This is a genomic window from Janthinobacterium sp. GW821-FHT03A03 (assembly GCF_059421435.1).
In genome coordinates this window covers 178,634-194,005 of the sequence record NZ_JBWKUZ010000002.1, presented here as the reverse complement: position 1 = coordinate 194,005, position 15,372 = coordinate 178,634, and the positions used below count along the sequence as shown (strand labels likewise).

Annotated in this window: 19 protein-coding genes; 7 read left to right on the top strand and 12 right to left on the bottom strand. The window is 66.0% G+C overall.

Annotated features, from left to right (window positions below):
• Positions 1-44: 44 nt before the first annotated feature.
• Entirely contained in the window at positions 45-734 is a 690-nt protein-coding gene (locus AC07VI_RS07415) for an LrgB family protein (protein WP_492994250.1), read from the bottom strand.
• Positions 731-1,189 carry a CidA/LrgA family protein gene (locus AC07VI_RS07410; protein WP_086144586.1) on the bottom strand — a complete coding sequence of 153 codons (459 nt, stop codon included), beginning with the start codon at positions 1,187-1,189 and terminating at the stop codon, positions 731-733. Before AC07VI_RS07410 ends, AC07VI_RS07415 begins: the two co-directional genes overlap by 4 nt.
• Before the next feature lie 103 nt (positions 1,190-1,292).
• Here AC07VI_RS07410 and AC07VI_RS07405 point away from each other — a divergent pair, with 103 nt between their 5' ends.
• The 7 genes from AC07VI_RS07405 to AC07VI_RS07375 all read left to right on the top strand — a co-directional run bounded on the left by AC07VI_RS07405 (position 1,293) and on the right by AC07VI_RS07375 (position 8,702).
• Positions 1,293-2,201: a LysR family transcriptional regulator gene (locus AC07VI_RS07405; protein WP_086144587.1), complete on the top strand. Its 909-nt coding sequence runs from the start codon at positions 1,293-1,295 to the stop codon at positions 2,199-2,201.
• A gap of 26 nt (positions 2,202-2,227) precedes the next feature.
• On the top strand, positions 2,228-3,046 hold the full coding sequence (locus tag AC07VI_RS07400) for a glutaminyl-peptide cyclotransferase (RefSeq protein WP_216356313.1): 819 nt from the start codon (positions 2,228-2,230) through the stop codon (positions 3,044-3,046).
• Positions 3,047-3,127: 81 nt separating this feature from the next.
• Positions 3,128-3,982: a hypothetical protein gene (locus AC07VI_RS07395; RefSeq protein ID WP_216356314.1), complete on the top strand. Its 855-nt coding sequence runs from the start codon at positions 3,128-3,130 to the stop codon at positions 3,980-3,982.
• The gene (locus AC07VI_RS07390) at positions 3,979-4,626 is read left to right on the top strand and encodes a hypothetical protein (protein WP_086144588.1); all 648 of its coding nucleotides are present in this window, start codon (positions 3,979-3,981) and stop codon (positions 4,624-4,626) included. The genes AC07VI_RS07395 and AC07VI_RS07390 overlap by 4 nt, the downstream gene beginning before the upstream one ends.
• Positions 4,627-4,907: 281 nt before the next feature.
• Positions 4,908-6,929: a ferritin-like domain-containing protein gene (locus AC07VI_RS07385; protein WP_492994247.1), complete on the top strand. Its 2,022-nt coding sequence runs from the start codon at positions 4,908-4,910 to the stop codon at positions 6,927-6,929.
• Positions 6,929-7,840 (top strand): MNIO family bufferin maturase, encoded by a 912-nt coding sequence (bufB, locus tag AC07VI_RS07380; protein ID WP_099419787.1) that lies wholly within the window; start codon positions 6,929-6,931, stop codon positions 7,838-7,840. Before AC07VI_RS07385 ends, bufB begins: the two co-directional genes overlap by 1 nt.
• Entirely contained in the window at positions 7,830-8,702 is an 873-nt protein-coding gene (locus AC07VI_RS07375; protein ID WP_492994245.1) for an HvfC/BufC family peptide modification chaperone, read from the top strand. The genes bufB and AC07VI_RS07375 overlap by 11 nt, the downstream gene beginning before the upstream one ends.
• 77 nt (positions 8,703-8,779) lie before the next feature.
• Here AC07VI_RS07375 and AC07VI_RS07370 read toward each other — a convergent pair whose 3' ends face one another.
• The 10 genes from AC07VI_RS07370 to AC07VI_RS07325 form a co-directional block, all read right to left on the bottom strand.
• Positions 8,780-9,028, bottom strand: a complete 249-nt coding sequence (locus AC07VI_RS07370) for a DUF3297 family protein (RefSeq protein ID WP_010398340.1) — start codon at positions 9,026-9,028, stop codon at positions 8,780-8,782.
• A 159-nt stretch (positions 9,029-9,187) separates the two neighbouring features.
• Positions 9,188-9,364 carry a hypothetical protein gene (locus tag AC07VI_RS07365; protein WP_492994243.1) on the bottom strand — a complete coding sequence of 59 codons (177 nt, stop codon included), beginning with the start codon at positions 9,362-9,364 and terminating at the stop codon, positions 9,188-9,190.
• 189 nt (positions 9,365-9,553) lie between these two features.
• Entirely contained in the window at positions 9,554-9,955 is a 402-nt protein-coding gene (locus tag AC07VI_RS07360) for a GFA family protein (RefSeq protein ID WP_086144593.1), read from the bottom strand.
• A gap of 11 nt (positions 9,956-9,966) precedes the next feature.
• Entirely contained in the window at positions 9,967-11,739 is a 1,773-nt protein-coding gene (locus tag AC07VI_RS07355) for an ABC transporter ATP-binding protein (RefSeq protein WP_492994240.1), read from the bottom strand.
• Positions 11,736-12,290, bottom strand: a complete 555-nt coding sequence (locus AC07VI_RS07350; RefSeq protein WP_099374448.1) for a thioredoxin domain-containing protein — start codon at positions 12,288-12,290, stop codon at positions 11,736-11,738. Before AC07VI_RS07350 ends, AC07VI_RS07355 begins: the two co-directional genes overlap by 4 nt.
• Positions 12,290-12,799 carry a MauE/DoxX family redox-associated membrane protein gene (locus tag AC07VI_RS07345; RefSeq protein WP_492994238.1) on the bottom strand — a complete coding sequence of 170 codons (510 nt, stop codon included), beginning with the start codon at positions 12,797-12,799 and terminating at the stop codon, positions 12,290-12,292. The genes AC07VI_RS07350 and AC07VI_RS07345 overlap by 1 nt, the downstream gene beginning before the upstream one ends.
• Positions 12,793-13,671, bottom strand: coding sequence for an SDH family Clp fold serine proteinase (locus AC07VI_RS07340; protein WP_492994236.1), 879 nt, complete (start codon positions 13,669-13,671; stop codon positions 12,793-12,795). The genes AC07VI_RS07345 and AC07VI_RS07340 overlap by 7 nt, the downstream gene beginning before the upstream one ends.
• Positions 13,653-14,666 carry an ATP-grasp domain-containing protein gene (locus AC07VI_RS07335; protein WP_086144622.1) on the bottom strand — a complete coding sequence of 338 codons (1,014 nt, stop codon included), beginning with the start codon at positions 14,664-14,666 and terminating at the stop codon, positions 13,653-13,655. The genes AC07VI_RS07340 and AC07VI_RS07335 overlap by 19 nt, the downstream gene beginning before the upstream one ends.
• A 66-nt stretch (positions 14,667-14,732) precedes the next feature.
• Entirely contained in the window at positions 14,733-14,924 is a 192-nt protein-coding gene (locus tag AC07VI_RS07330; protein ID WP_086144598.1) for a hypothetical protein, read from the bottom strand.
• Between the two features lie 196 nt (positions 14,925-15,120).
• Positions 15,121-15,315, bottom strand: coding sequence for a hypothetical protein (locus tag AC07VI_RS07325; protein ID WP_086144599.1), 195 nt, complete (start codon positions 15,313-15,315; stop codon positions 15,121-15,123).
• Positions 15,316-15,372: the final 57 nt, after the last annotated feature.

The following is a 15,372-nucleotide window of genomic DNA, read 5'->3' as shown; positions in this document are numbered from 1 at the left end:
TTAATCGACCCTTAATCGACCCTTAATGGCCCCTTAATGGACCGTTAAGCCAATAATCTGCCCAGCAGCGGCGCCAGCAGCACCGTCACGACGCCCGAGAAGATCATCGTCAGGCTGGCCACGGCGCCTTCTTCCGTGCCGACCCTGCGCGCCACGGACAGGCCAAAACCGTGCGCGGCCGCGCCATACGGGGCGCCGCGGGCGATGCGCATGCGCAGGGGCAGCAGTTTCAGCAGCGGCTTGCCCAGCATCAGGCCGAACAAGCCCGTCATCACCACGAAAATGCCCGTCAGCTGGGCCGAGCCGCCCATGTGGCGCGACGCTTCCAGCGCGAACGGCGTGGACACGGAGCGCGCCAGCAGGCTGCGCGCCATGTCGCCGTGCACGCCAAATACCCGGTCCAGCAGCAGGGTGGCGGCGACCGATGCCACGATGCCGGCGCAGCTGCCCAGCGACAGGGCCAGCCAGTGCTTGCGGATCAGCTTGCGCTCCTGGAAGATGGGCAGCGCAAACGCCACCGTCGCTGGCCCCAGCAGCCACGGCAGCCAGCGCGTCTCGCCGAAATACGTGGCGAACGGGGTGGACGTGGCTTGCACGATGACGATCAGTATGGCCGAGGTGCAGATGGCCGGCGTCAGCAGAAAATGCGGATGGCGGCGGTGCACGGCCTGGTTGGCATAGAACAGCACCAGGGTCAGCAGCAAAAACAGCAGCGACAGCAGCACGGTGCTCATGCCGCCGCCCTCGCTCTGCGCTGGCGCAGCAGCTTATTTAGACGCAACTTGCGTTCATAGCGGCACACACCTTCCACGGTGAAGGCCGTGGCCAGCATCACGCTGGCAAAGCCCAGGCCGATATTTACGAACAGCATCAGGCCCTGCGATTTCAACAGTTGCGTAAATTGCACCACGGACACGACCAGCGGAATAAAAAACAGCAGCATGTTGGCCAGCAGCCAGTTCGCGCCCAGTTCGATGGCGACGGGCCGCACCCAGCCCGCCAGCAACAGGGCCACCAGCGCGAACAGGCCCACGACGCCGCCGGAAAACGGCAAATGCAGGGCGGACGCGGCCGAGTCGGCCAGCCACCAGGCGGCAATCAGGATGCCCACTTGCCACGCGGTCTGCGCGGGCTGGCGCCAGACTGGGGCGGAGGGCAGGGCGGCGGTGGAACAGGGCAAGGCTTTCACGGCGGGCTTTCAAGCGGCAGGAGGAAGGTTTCATTGTAGTGAGCCCACATCAAAAGATAAAATGACTTAAACTCATGATCATCATTCGAATTTGGAATGCATCATGGATATCCGCTCCCTGCGCTACTTCGTCGAAGTGGTCGAACAGAACAGTTTTACGCGGGCGGCCGCCAGGCTGCATGTGACGCAGCCCACCGTCAGCAAGATGATTGCCCAGCTGGAACAGTCGCTGGACCTGGCCCTGCTGGACCGCGCGGGCAAGCGTTTCACCCTGACGGACGCGGGCAAGGTGGTGTTGTCGCGCGCGCATGAACTGCTGGCCCTGCACGCGGAACTGAAGGTGGAATTGCGCGACCTGCAGCAGCTGGAGCGTGGAGAACTGCGGGTCGGCGTGTCGCCGCAGACGCACTCGACCCTGGCGCCGTGGCTGGCCGAATACCACCAGCGCTATCCGGGCATCGAACTCAAAATGTACGAAAGCGGCACGCAGGCGATCGAGCGCGACTTGCGCACCGGCACGGTGGAACTGGGCACCATGCTCGACTATCCGGGCAATGCCGCCACCTGGCAGGATTTCGAAGCCTTGCCCCTCGTGCGCTCGCCGCTGTGCCTGCTGGCCGCGCCCGGTTCGCCGTGGCAGGGACGCGCCTCGGTTGCCCTGGCCGAGCTGGCCGACAGCCCCTTCATCTTCTACGGCGCCGCGTTCGCCCTGAACGACATCGTGCTGGACGCCTGCCAGCGCGCCGGTTTTGCACCGCGCATCACGGGCCGCAGCGGCCAGTGGGACTTCATTGCCTCGCTGGTACGGCTGGGCGTGGGCATCTGCCTGCTGCCGAAGATGTATTGCGACACCTTGGAGCCGGCGCAGTTTGACGTGATTCCCCTGGACGGCCCGCCCGTGGAATGGAATCTGATGCTGGCCTGGCGCCGGGGCGGACGGCTGTCGTTTGCGGCGCGCGCCTGGCTGGAGCTCGTCAGGGCGCACATGGCGGACGCGGCACGTTTACAATAGGCGAATCCCAACTTCCGCCCGACCCGATGAACATCAACGTCAAGACCAGACTCAAACGCACGGCCGGCTCATTGCTGCTGGGATTGTTATGCACGGTAGGCCTGATGAGCGAAATGGGCTACGCCCAGGCCGCCTTGCCCGTGTATGGCTATTTCGTCAAGAACACCTATCCGCACGACCCCCAGGCCTTTACCCAGGGCTTGCTGTTCAAGGATGGCCATCTGTATGAAAGCACGGGCCAGAACGGCCAGTCCTCGCTGCGCAAGGTGGAGTTGACAACGGGCAAGGTCTTGCAGAAAAGTATGCTGGACAAGAATGTGTTTGGCGAAGGCATCACGGACGTGGGCGACGAAATCCTCGGCCTGACGTGGATTTCGCAGACCGGCTATGTCTTCGACCGGAAGACCTTCAAACTGAAACGCACGTTCAGCTACCAGGGCGAAGGCTGGGGCCTGGCCAGCGACAGCCAGTTTGTCTACATGAGCGACGGCACCTCCGCCATCCGCGTGCTCAATCCGAAAACCCTGAAGGAAGTGCGCCGCTTCGAAGTGAAAGCCGAAGGGCGGCCCATCGACCGCCTGAACGAGCTGGAAATGGTCGACGGGCAACTGTTCGCCAATGTGTGGGGCGCCGACGTGATCGCCCGCATCGATCCGGCCAGCGGCAAGGTCGTCGGCTGGATCGACCTGGCGGGCTTGCTGCCGCCCGAACAGCGGGGCACGGCCAACCCCGACGCCGTGCTCAACGGCATCGCCTGGGACGCACGGGGCAAGCGCCTGTTTGTCACGGGCAAACTGTGGCCCAAGCTGTTCGAGATCGAGCTGATCGAGATCCAGCGCCGCTGATGTTGGCTATCGGACAGTGTTGCTGGCGATGAATCGTTTATGATGGCGTTCCTTCGCCCGGTGCGACCTTGACAGGATGCCATGCTGTTCTTTCCTTTACACCGCCTGGCGGCCGCCGCCGCCCTGGCCGCCGCCATCGTGCCCGCCGCGCAGGCGCAAGCGCCGTATGTGCCTGTGACCAAGCAGTACGGCGACTTCGTCGTCACCAACAATCGTCACGACGCCCTCGTCACCTTGACTTTCCGCCAGCACGGCTACTGGCCCGGCGGCGCGCGCGAAGTGGTGGAAGTGCGGCCCCTGGCGGCCACGCGCGAGGGCCAGCCCATGCTGCTGGCGTTTACCAAGGGTTACACAGGCCAGGGAACCATTCTTATTGGCGTGCAGAATGGCGAGCCGCTGATGCGCCCCGTCAGTCCTTTGCGGCGCGACGACATGGTGCGCACGGAACGCGATCCCGAATGGGGCGTGCCGCAGCCGGACCGTCCCGAGGTGCTGCTGTTTGCCCGCGACGGCCGCGCGCTCGACACGCGCACGGGCGAATTGCTGTGGTTTGACGTCGCTGGCGGCGTCACGGGCGATTACGCGCCCGCCATGCTGGTGTCCGTCTCGCCCGACGGGCGGCGCGGCGCCTATCTGACAAATGCGCTGACGAAGGTGGGAATCATCGTCGCCACGCGCGACGACGGCGTGGCCGGCGTGCTGGCCTTGCCGCCAGACACGTATCAACGGTGGCTGAAGCCCTTGTCGCAGGCCGCTTCCGCGCAGGCGGGCGCCGCCATCAAGGCGCGCCAGGGCCGCACGGATTCAAACCGCATCCGGCGCGAGCTGGAACTGGCCTGGTTCGGCCAGCAATTTCAATGGAAACAAGGCAAGGGCGGCTGGCAAGTGACGGGCCTGGGCCTTGCTTCCGCGCCGCCGGAAGGAAAACAGCCATGAGCTACCCTCGACTCATCGCCGGCTGCCTCGCCGCGGTCCTGCTGGCCGGCTGCGTGCACAGCGAAATCGCCCCCAGGGATTATCTGGCGCAAGATATCGACAAGAACCAGGCCTTGGTGGAAGTGGACGTGGTCTTCGGGCAAGCGCCCGACGACAAGCTGACGTCGCGCACCACGTCCCGCAACAGCGTGGAATACGCGGGCGCGCCGCATATCGTCGTGCCGTTCTACCAGAAGGGCCTGGGCTTCGACCAGGGTTTTGCGGGCACGTATATGTTTGCCGTCGTGTATCCGGTCGCCAAGGTCGAGACGGCCACGGCCAGCAGCCGCGTCTTTGGCCAGAAACTTGACGGCCAGCAGCCGGGCAGCCCGCGCTACCGCTTCCGCGTGCCGGGCAAGGCGCAATGGAACAGCAATGAAACCTTCATGCTGAGCTTTGCGCGCAAGGGCCGCCGCGAAGAAATCACTTTCCGCTTCAGCAATGAGCAAAGCTGCCCGTCCGCCTTCCTGGCCGCCACGCCAAAATATGGCTTTCCCATCAAGGTCGTCGCCACCTTCAAGGACAATCAGGGCTGCCTGAAAGTGTGCGACAGCCGCGAGCAGTGGCCCGGTTTTTGCGCCTTCCAGCCGCCGCCCGCCGCCTGACTTGCATCATGCAAGCCGCGCGCCGGCGTTGGACGGCGCATCCCTTATACACGCGCGCGTTTTGCCGATTCTATTCAATTGTCATCGAATGGCGGGGTAAAACGCTGATTTGCGCGGTGAAAGCCCATGTGGATTGAGGCAGATCAATTCCTGCTCAAGCATGTAAATCTTGCCGCAAAAATATCTTTCTCAGGGGTATGATTCTTGTGCCGTGATCGGCGCACGCAGATGGCGCGGGCCGGCCCGAGATCCGAAACGCATCCTTCCTGTGGAGAGACAGAATGAAAATGCCCGTTTTAGGAAGCACCCAGCCGGCCATCAGCAACCGTCCGCTCGACATGCTGGCCACCGACACGGCCGCCGTGCGCGCCATCGCCCAGGCGGCCGTCAGCGTGGAACTGTTCACCATCCCCCTGTACATGGCCACCATGTATTCGATCCAGGGCACGCACCAGATCAACTCGCAAGGCATCAGCTATTACGAAGGCCGCCAGTGGCCGGGCATGGGCACCACGGCCCGCCCCGACCTGGCGGAGCAGAAGGCCTTCAATGTCATCTTCAGCGTCTTCATCCAGGAAATGCTGCACCTGCAGATGGCGGCCAACCTGGCCACGGCCATCGGCACGGCGCCATGCTTCACGGGCTCGGAACTGCAGTCGCAGGACCACGGCTGGACCTGCTATGGCAAGCACTGCACGCTGATCCCGCACATCGTCGACCTGCAGGACACGGCCGACTACCGCCACGTGCGCGTCAACCTGGAGGCATTGAACGCCAACCAGTGCGACCTGTTCCTCGCCATTGAGCAGCCGGAGCAGCAGGCCCGGGCGCAGCTGGCCGCCTTCGACAGCCGGGACCACACGAAATACTTCCCGGAAGTGCCGCTGGCGGGCTGGACGCCGGGCAAGCATGTGCACGACCTGCCCCTGTTCGGCACCATCGGCTACATGTATGAATGCTATGCGCGCTATATCAGCATCGAATACACGGACGGCCAGACCCTGTGGCACAAGCTGTTCGTCAACAACTCGGTGCAGCAGGACATGTTCAACAGCCAGGTCCAGGGCCATGCACGGGCGGAATTTCCCCGTTTCGATACCTGTTTCGGGCCGCAGGACCAGGATGGCGGCCAGACGGGCTCGTTCAACAAGGCCATCGACATGATGGCGGCCATCACGGACCAGGGCGAGGGCAGCGACACGGCCATCCGGCGCTACCGGCGCGACGCGGCCATGCGCCTGATGGCCGTGCAGCCAGACTACCGCGAAGACCTGGACGCCCTGAAGTGCGATTATCCGTCCTACGCGAACAATGGCAAGGCAGCCGAATCGCGCGATGCGCAAGCGCGCCACGACAGCGCCCCGTTCGACCACTACGAGCGTTTTGGCCAGGTCAAGGCCATGCTGCCCGTGCAGACCTGGGCCGGCTGGCACAGGGACGGCGGGCGCTGGAGCGAGGCCATGCTGGTCAACGAGCGCTACAACCCGGCCACCGCGCCGAAGAACATCCCCGCGCCCGCTGCCGTGGCGGGCGCCCTGAACCGCCTGAAGGACAGCAGCGGCAGCCTGGAAATGCTCAGTACGGTGGCCACGGGCGCCATCTACGGCATCACTTCCGTGCTGGACCAGTACTGGCTGGACCAGGACCTGGACTTTCCGTATCCGTCGATGGTGGGCGCGGGCGACCGCATGGCCATCTGCTGGGCCGTGCTGGGCCAGGCGCCGAACCTGGCGACGGGCGTGCCGCTGGCCGAGAAGAATGTGCTGTACCACGCCTGCCAGGGCATGCATCTGGAGGGCGAGGCGTCGTCCACCTGCGCCGCGCTGGCCGTCTACCACACCTGCCGCGGCTCCAACGGCTGCCACGCCCAGGGCGGCTGCGGCTTTGCCCAGCCGGACACGGGCGGCTCGTCCTGCGGCCACTCGGCGAAAGCCCCCGCGGCGCCGGGCACGCCATGCCACGTGCCGCCCGTGCCGCAGCAAGATAAAATCTACAGCGCGCCCGGCGACAACAAATGCGCGAGCTTCGGCGGCTGCGCCGTGCCGATTTCGGCCTCGCAGCTGTATCCGAACACCACGGGCAAGGAACCGCCCGAGCCCGCCACCATGGCCCTGTACGATTTCGGTCCCGCGCCCGACCACCGCAGCATACCGCTGGGTCAGACCATGCATTTTGCGCTCGGCGACAATGTCTACGACAAGGCGTGGGAAGCCTACGGCAAGGTGATGGCGGCGCGCGGCACGCCGGTGGGAGCGCCGCCGGCGCCCACCGACCTGCGCCTGGCCTTGCCGCCGTCGACCTGATGCGTGGCATCCTGCGCGAGGCGCGGCCGCGCCTGGGGCTGCCGCACCTGGGCCTGGGCGTGGGGCTGCGCCCGCCGCACTATGCGCACATCCTGGAACACGGGCCGCAGGTCGACTGGTTCGAGATCATCAGCGAGAATTTCATCGATAACCACGGCTATGCGCGCCATGTGCTCGAGCAGGTGGCGGCGCAGCTGCCCATCGTCATGCACGGCGTGTCGCTGTCGATCGGCAGCAGCGCTCCCCTGAGCCTGGCCTACCTGCGCAAGCTGCGTCAGCTGGCCGCCGAGATCCGCCCCGCATGGATTTCCGACCACCTGTGCTGGACGGGCACCGCCTCGCTCAACAGCCACGACCTGCTGCCCTTGCCGCTGGACGAGGCCAGCCTGCGCCACGTGGGCGCGCGCGTGCGCCAGGTGCAGGAATTCCTGGGCCGGCCGCTGATCCTGGAAAACCCCAGCACCTATGTGGAGTTTGCCCGGTCCAGCATGCCGGAATGGGAATTCCTGGGCCGCCTGGCCGAGGACACGGGCTGCGGGCTCTTGCTTGACGTCAACAATGTCCACGTTTCCGCGCATAACCACGGCTATGACGCGGCCGCCTACATCCGCCAGTTGCCGCACGACCACATCGTGCAGCTCCACGTGGCCGGGCCCACCGTCAGCGGCGACGTGCTGATCGACACGCACGACGCACCCGTGCCGGCCGCCGTCTGGCGCCTGTACGCGCTGGCGCAGCGGCTGACGGGCGGCGTGTCGGCCCTGCTGGAATGGGATGCGGACATCCCGCCGTACCCGCAGCTGCTGCTTGAACTGGACAAGGCGCGCGCAGCCGAACGGGGGGAATTCGCCGACGCGCAGGCGGATGCCGGGACGGCGGACCTGCACCCGGAGGCCGCCCATGCGCCGTAGCGCCGGCGGAGACGAGGCCGCGGACGCCCCGCTGGCGCAGCTGCAGGCGTGGTTTTTGACGGCCATGACGGCGCCGGGCGGCGCGGCGCGGGGCGTGCAGCTGGCCAGCGAGCGCCATGGCCTGAGGCAGGAACAGGTGTTGAAGCGGGCGCGGGGCGGGCCGGCGCCGCTGCACATCCATGCGGACGGCTACATGCAGCGCCTGCTCGAATGCCTGCAGGCCGATTATCCCGTCTTGCGCAAGGTCATGGGCGACGCGCTGTTCGCGTTCTTTGCCCGCGCCTATGTCTGGCGCCACCCGTCCGCTTCGCCCACCCTGTACGACCTGGGCGGCGGCTTTGCCGATTTTCTCGCCGCCAGCCAGGGCGCCGCGGGAGCGCAGGGGGCAGCCTTGCGCTTTCCCGTCGAACTGGCGCGGCTGGAGCGGGCGCGCAGCGAGGCGGGCAGGGCGCCGGGCCTGGAAAAGCGGGCGCCGCCCATCCTGCCTTCCGGCCTGGACTTGTTGTTGGGAAATGCACCGGCCTGGCGCCTGGCGCCGTGCGTGCGGCTGCTGGCCCTGTCCTTTCCCTTGTGTGTATTTTGGCAACAGGTGCAGGCCGCGCCGGACGCCGCCGTGCCGGCCCAGCCGGATGCCAGTCCCGCCTTTGTCGCCATTTCGCGCATGCATTACCGCATTGCCATGCACGAACTGCAGCCATGGCAGTTCTGCTGGCTGCAGGCGCTGGCCGACGGCGCGCCGCTGGCGCAATGCGCGCAGCAGGCGGCGCTATCGAGCGGCCGGACGCCGGACGAGGTGCTGGCCGACGCCATGCTGTGGCTGCCGTTGGCGGCCGCGGCGGGGCTGCTCTGCAGCGATGACTGAGCGGAAAGCTGCGGACGCAAAAAAGGCCGATGCAAATCGGCCTCGATGACAACTGCAGGGATAACTGCAGGTGTTGCTTAGCGGTAAAACGCTTCGACTTTGCCCTTCAGCTTGATCTGCAGCGGACGGCCGCGGCGGTCCAGGGACTTGGTGGAAGCGACCTTGATCCAGCGTTCGCTGATGCAATATTCTTCCACGTCAAGGCGTTCCTTGTCGTTGAAGCGGATGCCGACGTCGTTTTCGAACACGGCGGCAACGTGGTAAGGGCTGCTCGGGTCGATCGACAGGCGATCGGGCAATGGGGGTAAGGTAGTGGTATCGTTCATGGGCGACATTATCGCCCAGAATGCCGATCCAGACAACGGGGACGGACGGATATCTGCCCGGCCGCGCAACGGCGGCACGGGCGGGCCGGCAGGGCAATGCCGTGCCGGCCCGCCCAGCCCCGGACTTACGGGGCCGTGGCGGCGGAACGCCGCCGGGAATCAGGATTTGTCGTCATTCTTGTGGCTTTGCCGGCCCGCTTCCACGTGCTGCTCATGCGTGCCGCCCTGGGTGCCGCCCGACGACTGGCGGCTGCCCGACTGCTTGTCCGACTGCTGGCTGCCCGATTGCTGCTTGCCCGACTGGCTGCCGGATTTGTCGTTGCTGCTTGAAGCCATGATGTTCTCCTCTGTCTGAAGACTTGCCATGAATGGGATCTCCGGTACCGCGCGCACCGCACCGTTGACGCCATTCTGCTTGGGCAAGTCGGACCTAGCCATAGGGACACTACTTGCCTGCGCGTAGGAAAACTCCGGCGCGGCAGGCAACCATTTCTCGATAGCAATCTTGCAACTGCGTGCGGCTGCCTATAGGTGCCGCGTCTGCGAGGGCGGCGCTGCCCATTCATCATGCCGGCCATCGACGTAACGGACGGGCGCGGCGGCCAGTTCGGCCGTGGAGGCATCATCGAGGCAGTTGACGCCGATGCCGACGAAGGGGCCGCTGCGCGTGGAATCGCCGCGGCCGAACGGGCGCACGCCGCAGTGGCGGCAGAAATAATGCTGTTCCCGCCGCGCGCCGAAGCGGTATTCGCTCAGCGCGTCCGCGCCGGCCAGCAGCTGGAAGTCGGCGGGCGGCACTTGGCAGGCCCAGCAGCGGATTTTCAGGCAATAGGAACAGTTGCAGCGCAGGCCGGGGACGGCCAGGTCGATCCTGGCCGCGAAACGGACGGCGCCGCAGTGGCAGCTGCCATGGTAGGTTTTTTTCATCGTGGCCCACTCTACAGGGTTGCCGTACTGTCATGCAACTGCTGGAACTGCGACAGCTGCTGCTGCATCAGCCGCGCATACTGGCCGCCGGCGCGCAGCAGCTCGGCATGCGTGCCTTGCTGGCCGATCCGGCCGTCTTCCATGACGATGATGCGGTCGGCCTTGACGATGGTGGAAAAGCGGTGCGCGATGATGATGGTGGTGCGCCCCTGCATCAGGGTGTCGAGGGCGCGCTGCACCAGCTGTTCGCTGGCCGCGTCGAGGGCGCTCGTCGCTTCGTCGAGAATCAGGATCTTCGGCGCGCGCAGGATGGCGCGGGCGATCGCGATGCGCTGCTTCTGTCCGCCGGACAGTTGCACGCCCCGTTCGCCCACCACGGTATCGTAGCCGTCGGGAAACGCCGCAATGAAATCGTGGGCGTGCGCCAGGCGCGCCGCCGCCAGCATTTCGTCGCGCGTTACCTGGCGGTCCGGCACGGCAAAGCCGATATTGTCGGCGATGCTGCCGGAAAACAGTGCCGGTTCCTGTTCCACCACGGCCATCTGCCTGCGCAGCTGCGCCACGCCATAGACGCGCGCGTCGACGCCGTCGAACAGCAGGCTGCCCGCGCCGGGCTGGTAATGGCCGAGGACCAGGCTGGCGATGGTGGACTTGCCCGCGCCCGAGGCGCCCACCAGCGCGATCTTTTCCCCGGCCCGTATCGACAGGCTGACGCCGTCGAGGGCCGTCGCCTGCATCCGTTCCGGGTAGGAAAAGCGCACGCCGCGCAGGGCGATGTGGCCGGCCAGCGGCGGCTGCGGCGGCGCTTCGGGCACGGCACGGTGGCTGCGCAGCAGTTCGAAGATGCGGTCCGTCGAGCCCATGGTGCGCATCCAGGTGTTCCAGAACTCGCTGATGGAGCCGGCCGTGTCCGTCACCATGCTGGCATAGATGACGAAGGCCGTCAGCTGGCCCACCGTCAGCTGCCCCTGGCCGATCAGGTGGGCGCCGAAGCACAGGGTGGTCAGCAGGGCAACAAAAGCGAGCAGCCCCTGCGCGCCCTGGAACACGGCCAGCAGCCGCGTGCCGGCCAGCGACACGTCCAGCAAGTGCCGCATCGCTTGCGCATAGCGGGCCATGGCGCCGCCTTGCTGGTTGAAGGCCTGCACCAGCCGTGCATGGGCGAAATATTCCTGCGCCACCTTGCCGCTGGCGGCCAGGCTGGCGGAAATGGCCCGCGCGCGCAGCCGGTAATTGCTGCCAGATAACTTTCCGAGATACAGGCTGATGGGGATGAACAGGGCCAAAGGCAGGCTCAGAATCGGTGACAATTGCAGCAGCATGGCGATGCCGCCCAAAAACACGCACAGCGAGCGCAGGGCATGGGCCGCGCCGATGGTCAGGCTTTCATGCAGGGCCGACACGTCGGACGTGAGCCGGCTGTTCAGCTCGCCGCCATGGTGCTTGTCGAAGAAGGCGATGGGCTGGTTGATCACCACGTCGAACAGGCGCCGGCGCACGCCCATGACGATCATGTGGCCGCCCGACTGCAGCAGGTAGAAGCGGGCGGCCGAGGTCAGCGCATACAGCAGGCTCAAGGCCAGCATGGCGGCGGCCATGCCCGGCGTGACGCCGCGCCGGGTGAGGGCGGCGACGTTGTCGATGAAATACGCGATGGCTTGCGGAAAGGCCAGCTGCGCGCCCACGGTGAGGGCCATGCACAGCAGGCCGGCGGCGATGCGCCAGCGCACGGGGTACAGCAGGCGCAGGCGTTCAAAATGCGGACCGAAGTTGATATTGCTCATGCGGCGCGCTCCTGCGACGGTTCGGCGTTCAATTGTCCGACCAGGGCCAGCCAGTCTTCGTCGCCGATCAGGCCGGCCGCTTCCACCAGTCCCTGGTCATTGACAAACACATAGGATGGCGAGCTCATTAGGGGATTGACGCGCCGGTAGTCGCGCAGCGCCAGCCGTGCCGTGACAGCCCGCAAGGCGTCGCCGGGCAGGAAGGCGCGCAGCCGGCGCGGTGCTTCCTCGCTGAGCAGCCACAGGGCCAGGCCCGCATCCCGCGCCAGCGGCAGCAGCCGTTCGACGCCGGCCAGCTTTTCCGCGCATTTCGGGCAGCGGCTGGCGAGGAACAGCAGCACGGTGGCCTGGCCGGGGGCGCCCGGCTGGAAACGGGCGCCGCCCGCCAGCGCGCGCGCTTGCACGGCGGGCAGGGGCTGGCCCGCTTCGAGGGCCGCGGGCGCCAGCCTTTCGCGGCGGCCGGCGCGCAGCACGGCCAGGCTCAGCCAGATATTGCCCGCGATGGCAAACGCCAGCGCCGCCAGCACCAGTTGCAAGGTCGTGTCATCCATCAGTGCGCCCTTGCCAGAGTGGCGATGTCGTGCAGGGAAAGGATGGCCACGCAGACGATAGCCGCCAGGCCGCCTGCCAATACAGTGGCGGCGAAGGGCAAGGCCGCGTCTTGCGCCAGCGCAAAGTACGCGCCATTGATGCCGACCAGCAGGGCGTTGCGCAACAGGTCGTAGGGCGACACGGGCCGCGCCGCTTCGCCGAAGCAGTTGCAGCGCACGACGCTGCGCGTGAAGTAGCGGTGCACGAGGACGGCGGTGAGCGTGCCGAGCAGCAATAGCGACAGCCGCATCGGCAGATGCGTGCCGCCGGCCAGTATCCAGCCGGCCAGCAGCAGTTCGGCCGCCAGCAGGCCTGGCGCGGCCCAGGCGGCGGCCCGGAGCGGCAGGCCGAACGAGGTCGCCAGGTTGTCGCGGAAGGCCGTGTAGCCGCGCAGCTTGCCCACGGCGGCGGCCAGCAGCACAAAGGCGATGCAGCAGCGCGCAGTATCAGATAGCAGTGCCGTCAGCATGCCGGCCCCGCTGGCGTGCTCCACTGCGGCGCGAAGCCGCCCGGACGCTGGCGCCGCAGCTGCACGCCGTCGCGCGTGGCCAGCAGCGCGTCCTGCCACGCTTCGTCGGGGGCGCTGCGCAGGGCGCCGCCTATGCTGGCCTGCAACTGCGTCGAGATGGCCCAGCCCAGCCGTTCAGCCTGGGCATCGCGCGCCATGTTCAGGCCCAGGCCGGCCAGCTCTTCGCGCGTCAGCGCATAGTTGTGCGAGTGATAACCGGTCACCAGCCGCGCGACGATGGCGCGCCGCGCCTCTTGTGTGGCGTCGGGCAATTGCCAGGCCAGCAATTCCTCGCCGATCTGCGCCAGTTCCAGGGTGGTGCGGTAGAAGGCCGTCAGGGAAGGCGGGAAGACGCTGCCGCACAGCAGGGACAAGGATTGCTGGCGCGCTTCGCCCGCGTCGACGCCGAACCATTGCTGCGCCATGTCGCCGAAGACCTTGATGTCGAGGCTGGAAAAGGCGCCGCCGTCCACGCCGTCGAGCTGCGGGTCGATCGGCGAGAACAGGGCCAGGTCGCCCGCGATGATCTCGTCGGCGCCCAGGGCCAGCAAGGTGGCGGCCGACTGGCAGTGGAAGGGCACGATAAAGCTCAGGTGGCGCGCATGCTGGCGCAGCAGCAGGGCAATGCGGCGCGCCGCGTTGACGATGCCGCCCCGTCCGTGCAGCACCACGTCGAGCCGCGCCACGCGGCCGATGCCCTGGCACAGTTCGTAGAGGGCGGGCAGCAGTTCCATGTCCAGGTGTGAGGCGGCCAGGACGATGGCCCGGCTGTCGCGCGCCTGTTCCAGCTGGCGCAGCTGGAGCGCAATCGCGTTCAGGTCTGGCTGTGGCATAGCGCTCCTTTGATCAGGGTGTCGGCCACGCTGTCGAGCAGGGGCAGGGTGGGTACCAGTTGCTGCACATATAAAAATTGCCCGACTGGATTGTTTTCCAGGAAAACATATTCGCCCTCGGGCGTGACGATCAGGTCCAGCGCCCCATATGCGAGGCCGTAGCTGTGCACGAAGTCGAGGCAGCGCCGGTGTATGTCGTCCGGCAAGGTTGCCGCCTCGTAGCGGATGGGCGCGGACATGTCGCGCGAATCGACGGCCGTGCGGGCATCGTCCTGCGTATACAGGCGCGCGGCAAACAGGTGCTGGCCGATGATGGTGACGCGCAGTTCGTATTGCTTGGCAATATATTCCTGGAACTGGCAGCTCAGCTCGCTGACGGCGTCCAGGCTGTCGAGCATGGCGTCGTCGACGACGGTGGTGCCGATGCCGGCGCTGACCCTGTCCCCGTCCCCGACGGCTTCGGCGGCCAGGCTGGGCGTGGACATGCTCTTGAAAATGATGGCTCCGCCAACGGCGGCGCGGAAGGCGCGCACGTCGTCGGGCACGTTGCTGATCAGCGTGGCGGGCACGCGAAAGCCCATGCGCGCCGCCCGTTCCAGCTGTTCGCCCTTCCATTGGGCGCCGCGCAGGGCCAGCGGATGGCTGAGCCAGTAGCAATCGAGCGCGTACAGCACGCTGAAGATGGCCTGTTCCGTTTCCAGCTGGGCATAGGCGCGCTCCTGCGGCGTCAGGTCGGCGCTGGCATAGGCGTAGTCGGCCCGCTTGCGCAGCCAGACGGCGCCCACTTGCCGCAGGTCCAGCCAGGCGCCGTCGGGCAGGCGGCGCAGGCGCGCGCCGGCCTGGCCGTGTTGCAGGCTCTGGCTCAGCTGGTAATCGCGGGGAAAGGCGTCGAGATCGATGCGCCATGGCGCATGGCCGCGGGCGGCGAGGATGGCTGCCACCAGGTCGGCGTGCAGATCGCCGCTATGGCTGACAATTAAAATCTGTTTATGCATGCTGGGCCCTGCGGCGAAAGAAAATGAAAAGCCTTGCCACGGCAAGGCTTTCAGCTGGCTCAAGTATCAGCAGAACTCTCCGCCGTCACTCGAACCGATACGCGAATAGCGGTATTGTTCTTCGCTGTCGACGGCTGTGCAGCCGGCCACGGCGACACCGTCGCGCACCTTCCAGGGCGCGGGATGGACAGGTTTTTCCTGTTCCTTCTTTTCCGCCAGCTTGAATGCGAACAGTTTTGTTTCTTTTTGATTATCCATGGGAATATCCTTCAGTAATCGTTATGCACCGGGTTTTGCGAATAAACACGTATTTTAAAAAATATATATCCGCTTGAATGGCAATGATGACGTTATTGCGGGCGCGCGGAAAAGCCGCGCCGCAATTGGCGCCGGTTTGAATATGCGGAATTGAATGAAAACCCCGCGCCGGGCGGGGATGATGGCGCCGGGAAGGTCAGCAGTACTGGCCGCCGTCGTTCGGCTGGAAGCGCGAGGAATCGCGGTACTGGTCATGGGTGCCGACCGCCGTGCAGCCGGCCACGGCGACGCCGTCGCGCACTTTCCAGGCGCTGGCGGGCGCCGCTGGTTTTTCTACCTGTTTTTCAGCCAGTTTAAACGCGAACAATTTGGGTTGGTTCTGTTTTTGCATTGTACTATCCTCTTGTGATGGTTAAGTACTGCTTGCGCTGTATGCCATGGTATATGG

Coding starts and splice junctions, on each gene's coding strand:
- AC07VI_RS07330 (WP_086144598.1), bottom strand. CDS start 14,924: ATGGATAATCAAAAAGAAACAAAACTGTTCGCATTCAAGCTGGCGGAA.
- AC07VI_RS07360 (WP_086144593.1), bottom strand. CDS start 9,955: ATGAAAAAAACCTACCATGGCAGCTGCCACTGCGGCGCCGTCCGTTTC.
- AC07VI_RS07335 (WP_086144622.1), bottom strand. CDS start 14,666: ATGCATAAACAGATTTTAATTGTCAGCCATAGCGGCGATCTGCACGCC.
- AC07VI_RS07325 (WP_086144599.1), bottom strand. CDS start 15,315: ATGCAAAAACAGAACCAACCCAAATTGTTCGCGTTTAAACTGGCTGAA.
- AC07VI_RS07340 (WP_492994236.1), bottom strand. CDS start 13,671: ATGCCACAGCCAGACCTGAACGCGATTGCGCTCCAGCTGCGCCAGCTG.
- AC07VI_RS07365 (WP_492994243.1), bottom strand. CDS start 9,364: ATGGCTTCAAGCAGCAACGACAAATCCGGCAGCCAGTCGGGCAAGCAG.
- AC07VI_RS07390 (WP_086144588.1), top strand. CDS start 3,979: ATGAGCTACCCTCGACTCATCGCCGGCTGCCTCGCCGCGGTCCTGCTG.
- bufB (WP_099419787.1), top strand. CDS start 6,929: ATGCGTGGCATCCTGCGCGAGGCGCGGCCGCGCCTGGGGCTGCCGCAC.
- AC07VI_RS07370 (WP_010398340.1), bottom strand. CDS start 9,028: ATGAACGATACCACTACCTTACCCCCATTGCCCGATCGCCTGTCGATC.
- AC07VI_RS07345 (WP_492994238.1), bottom strand. CDS start 12,799: ATGCTGACGGCACTGCTATCTGATACTGCGCGCTGCTGCATCGCCTTT.
- AC07VI_RS07350 (WP_099374448.1), bottom strand. CDS start 12,290: ATGGATGACACGACCTTGCAACTGGTGCTGGCGGCGCTGGCGTTTGCC.
- AC07VI_RS07375 (WP_492994245.1), top strand. CDS start 7,830: ATGCGCCGTAGCGCCGGCGGAGACGAGGCCGCGGACGCCCCGCTGGCG.
- AC07VI_RS07385 (WP_492994247.1), top strand. CDS start 4,908: ATGAAAATGCCCGTTTTAGGAAGCACCCAGCCGGCCATCAGCAACCGT.
- AC07VI_RS07395 (WP_216356314.1), top strand. CDS start 3,128: ATGCTGTTCTTTCCTTTACACCGCCTGGCGGCCGCCGCCGCCCTGGCC.
- AC07VI_RS07400 (WP_216356313.1), top strand. CDS start 2,228: ATGAACATCAACGTCAAGACCAGACTCAAACGCACGGCCGGCTCATTG.
- AC07VI_RS07415 (WP_492994250.1), bottom strand. CDS start 734: ATGAGCACCGTGCTGCTGTCGCTGCTGTTTTTGCTGCTGACCCTGGTG.
- AC07VI_RS07405 (WP_086144587.1), top strand. CDS start 1,293: ATGGATATCCGCTCCCTGCGCTACTTCGTCGAAGTGGTCGAACAGAAC.
- AC07VI_RS07355 (WP_492994240.1), bottom strand. CDS start 11,739: ATGAGCAATATCAACTTCGGTCCGCATTTTGAACGCCTGCGCCTGCTG.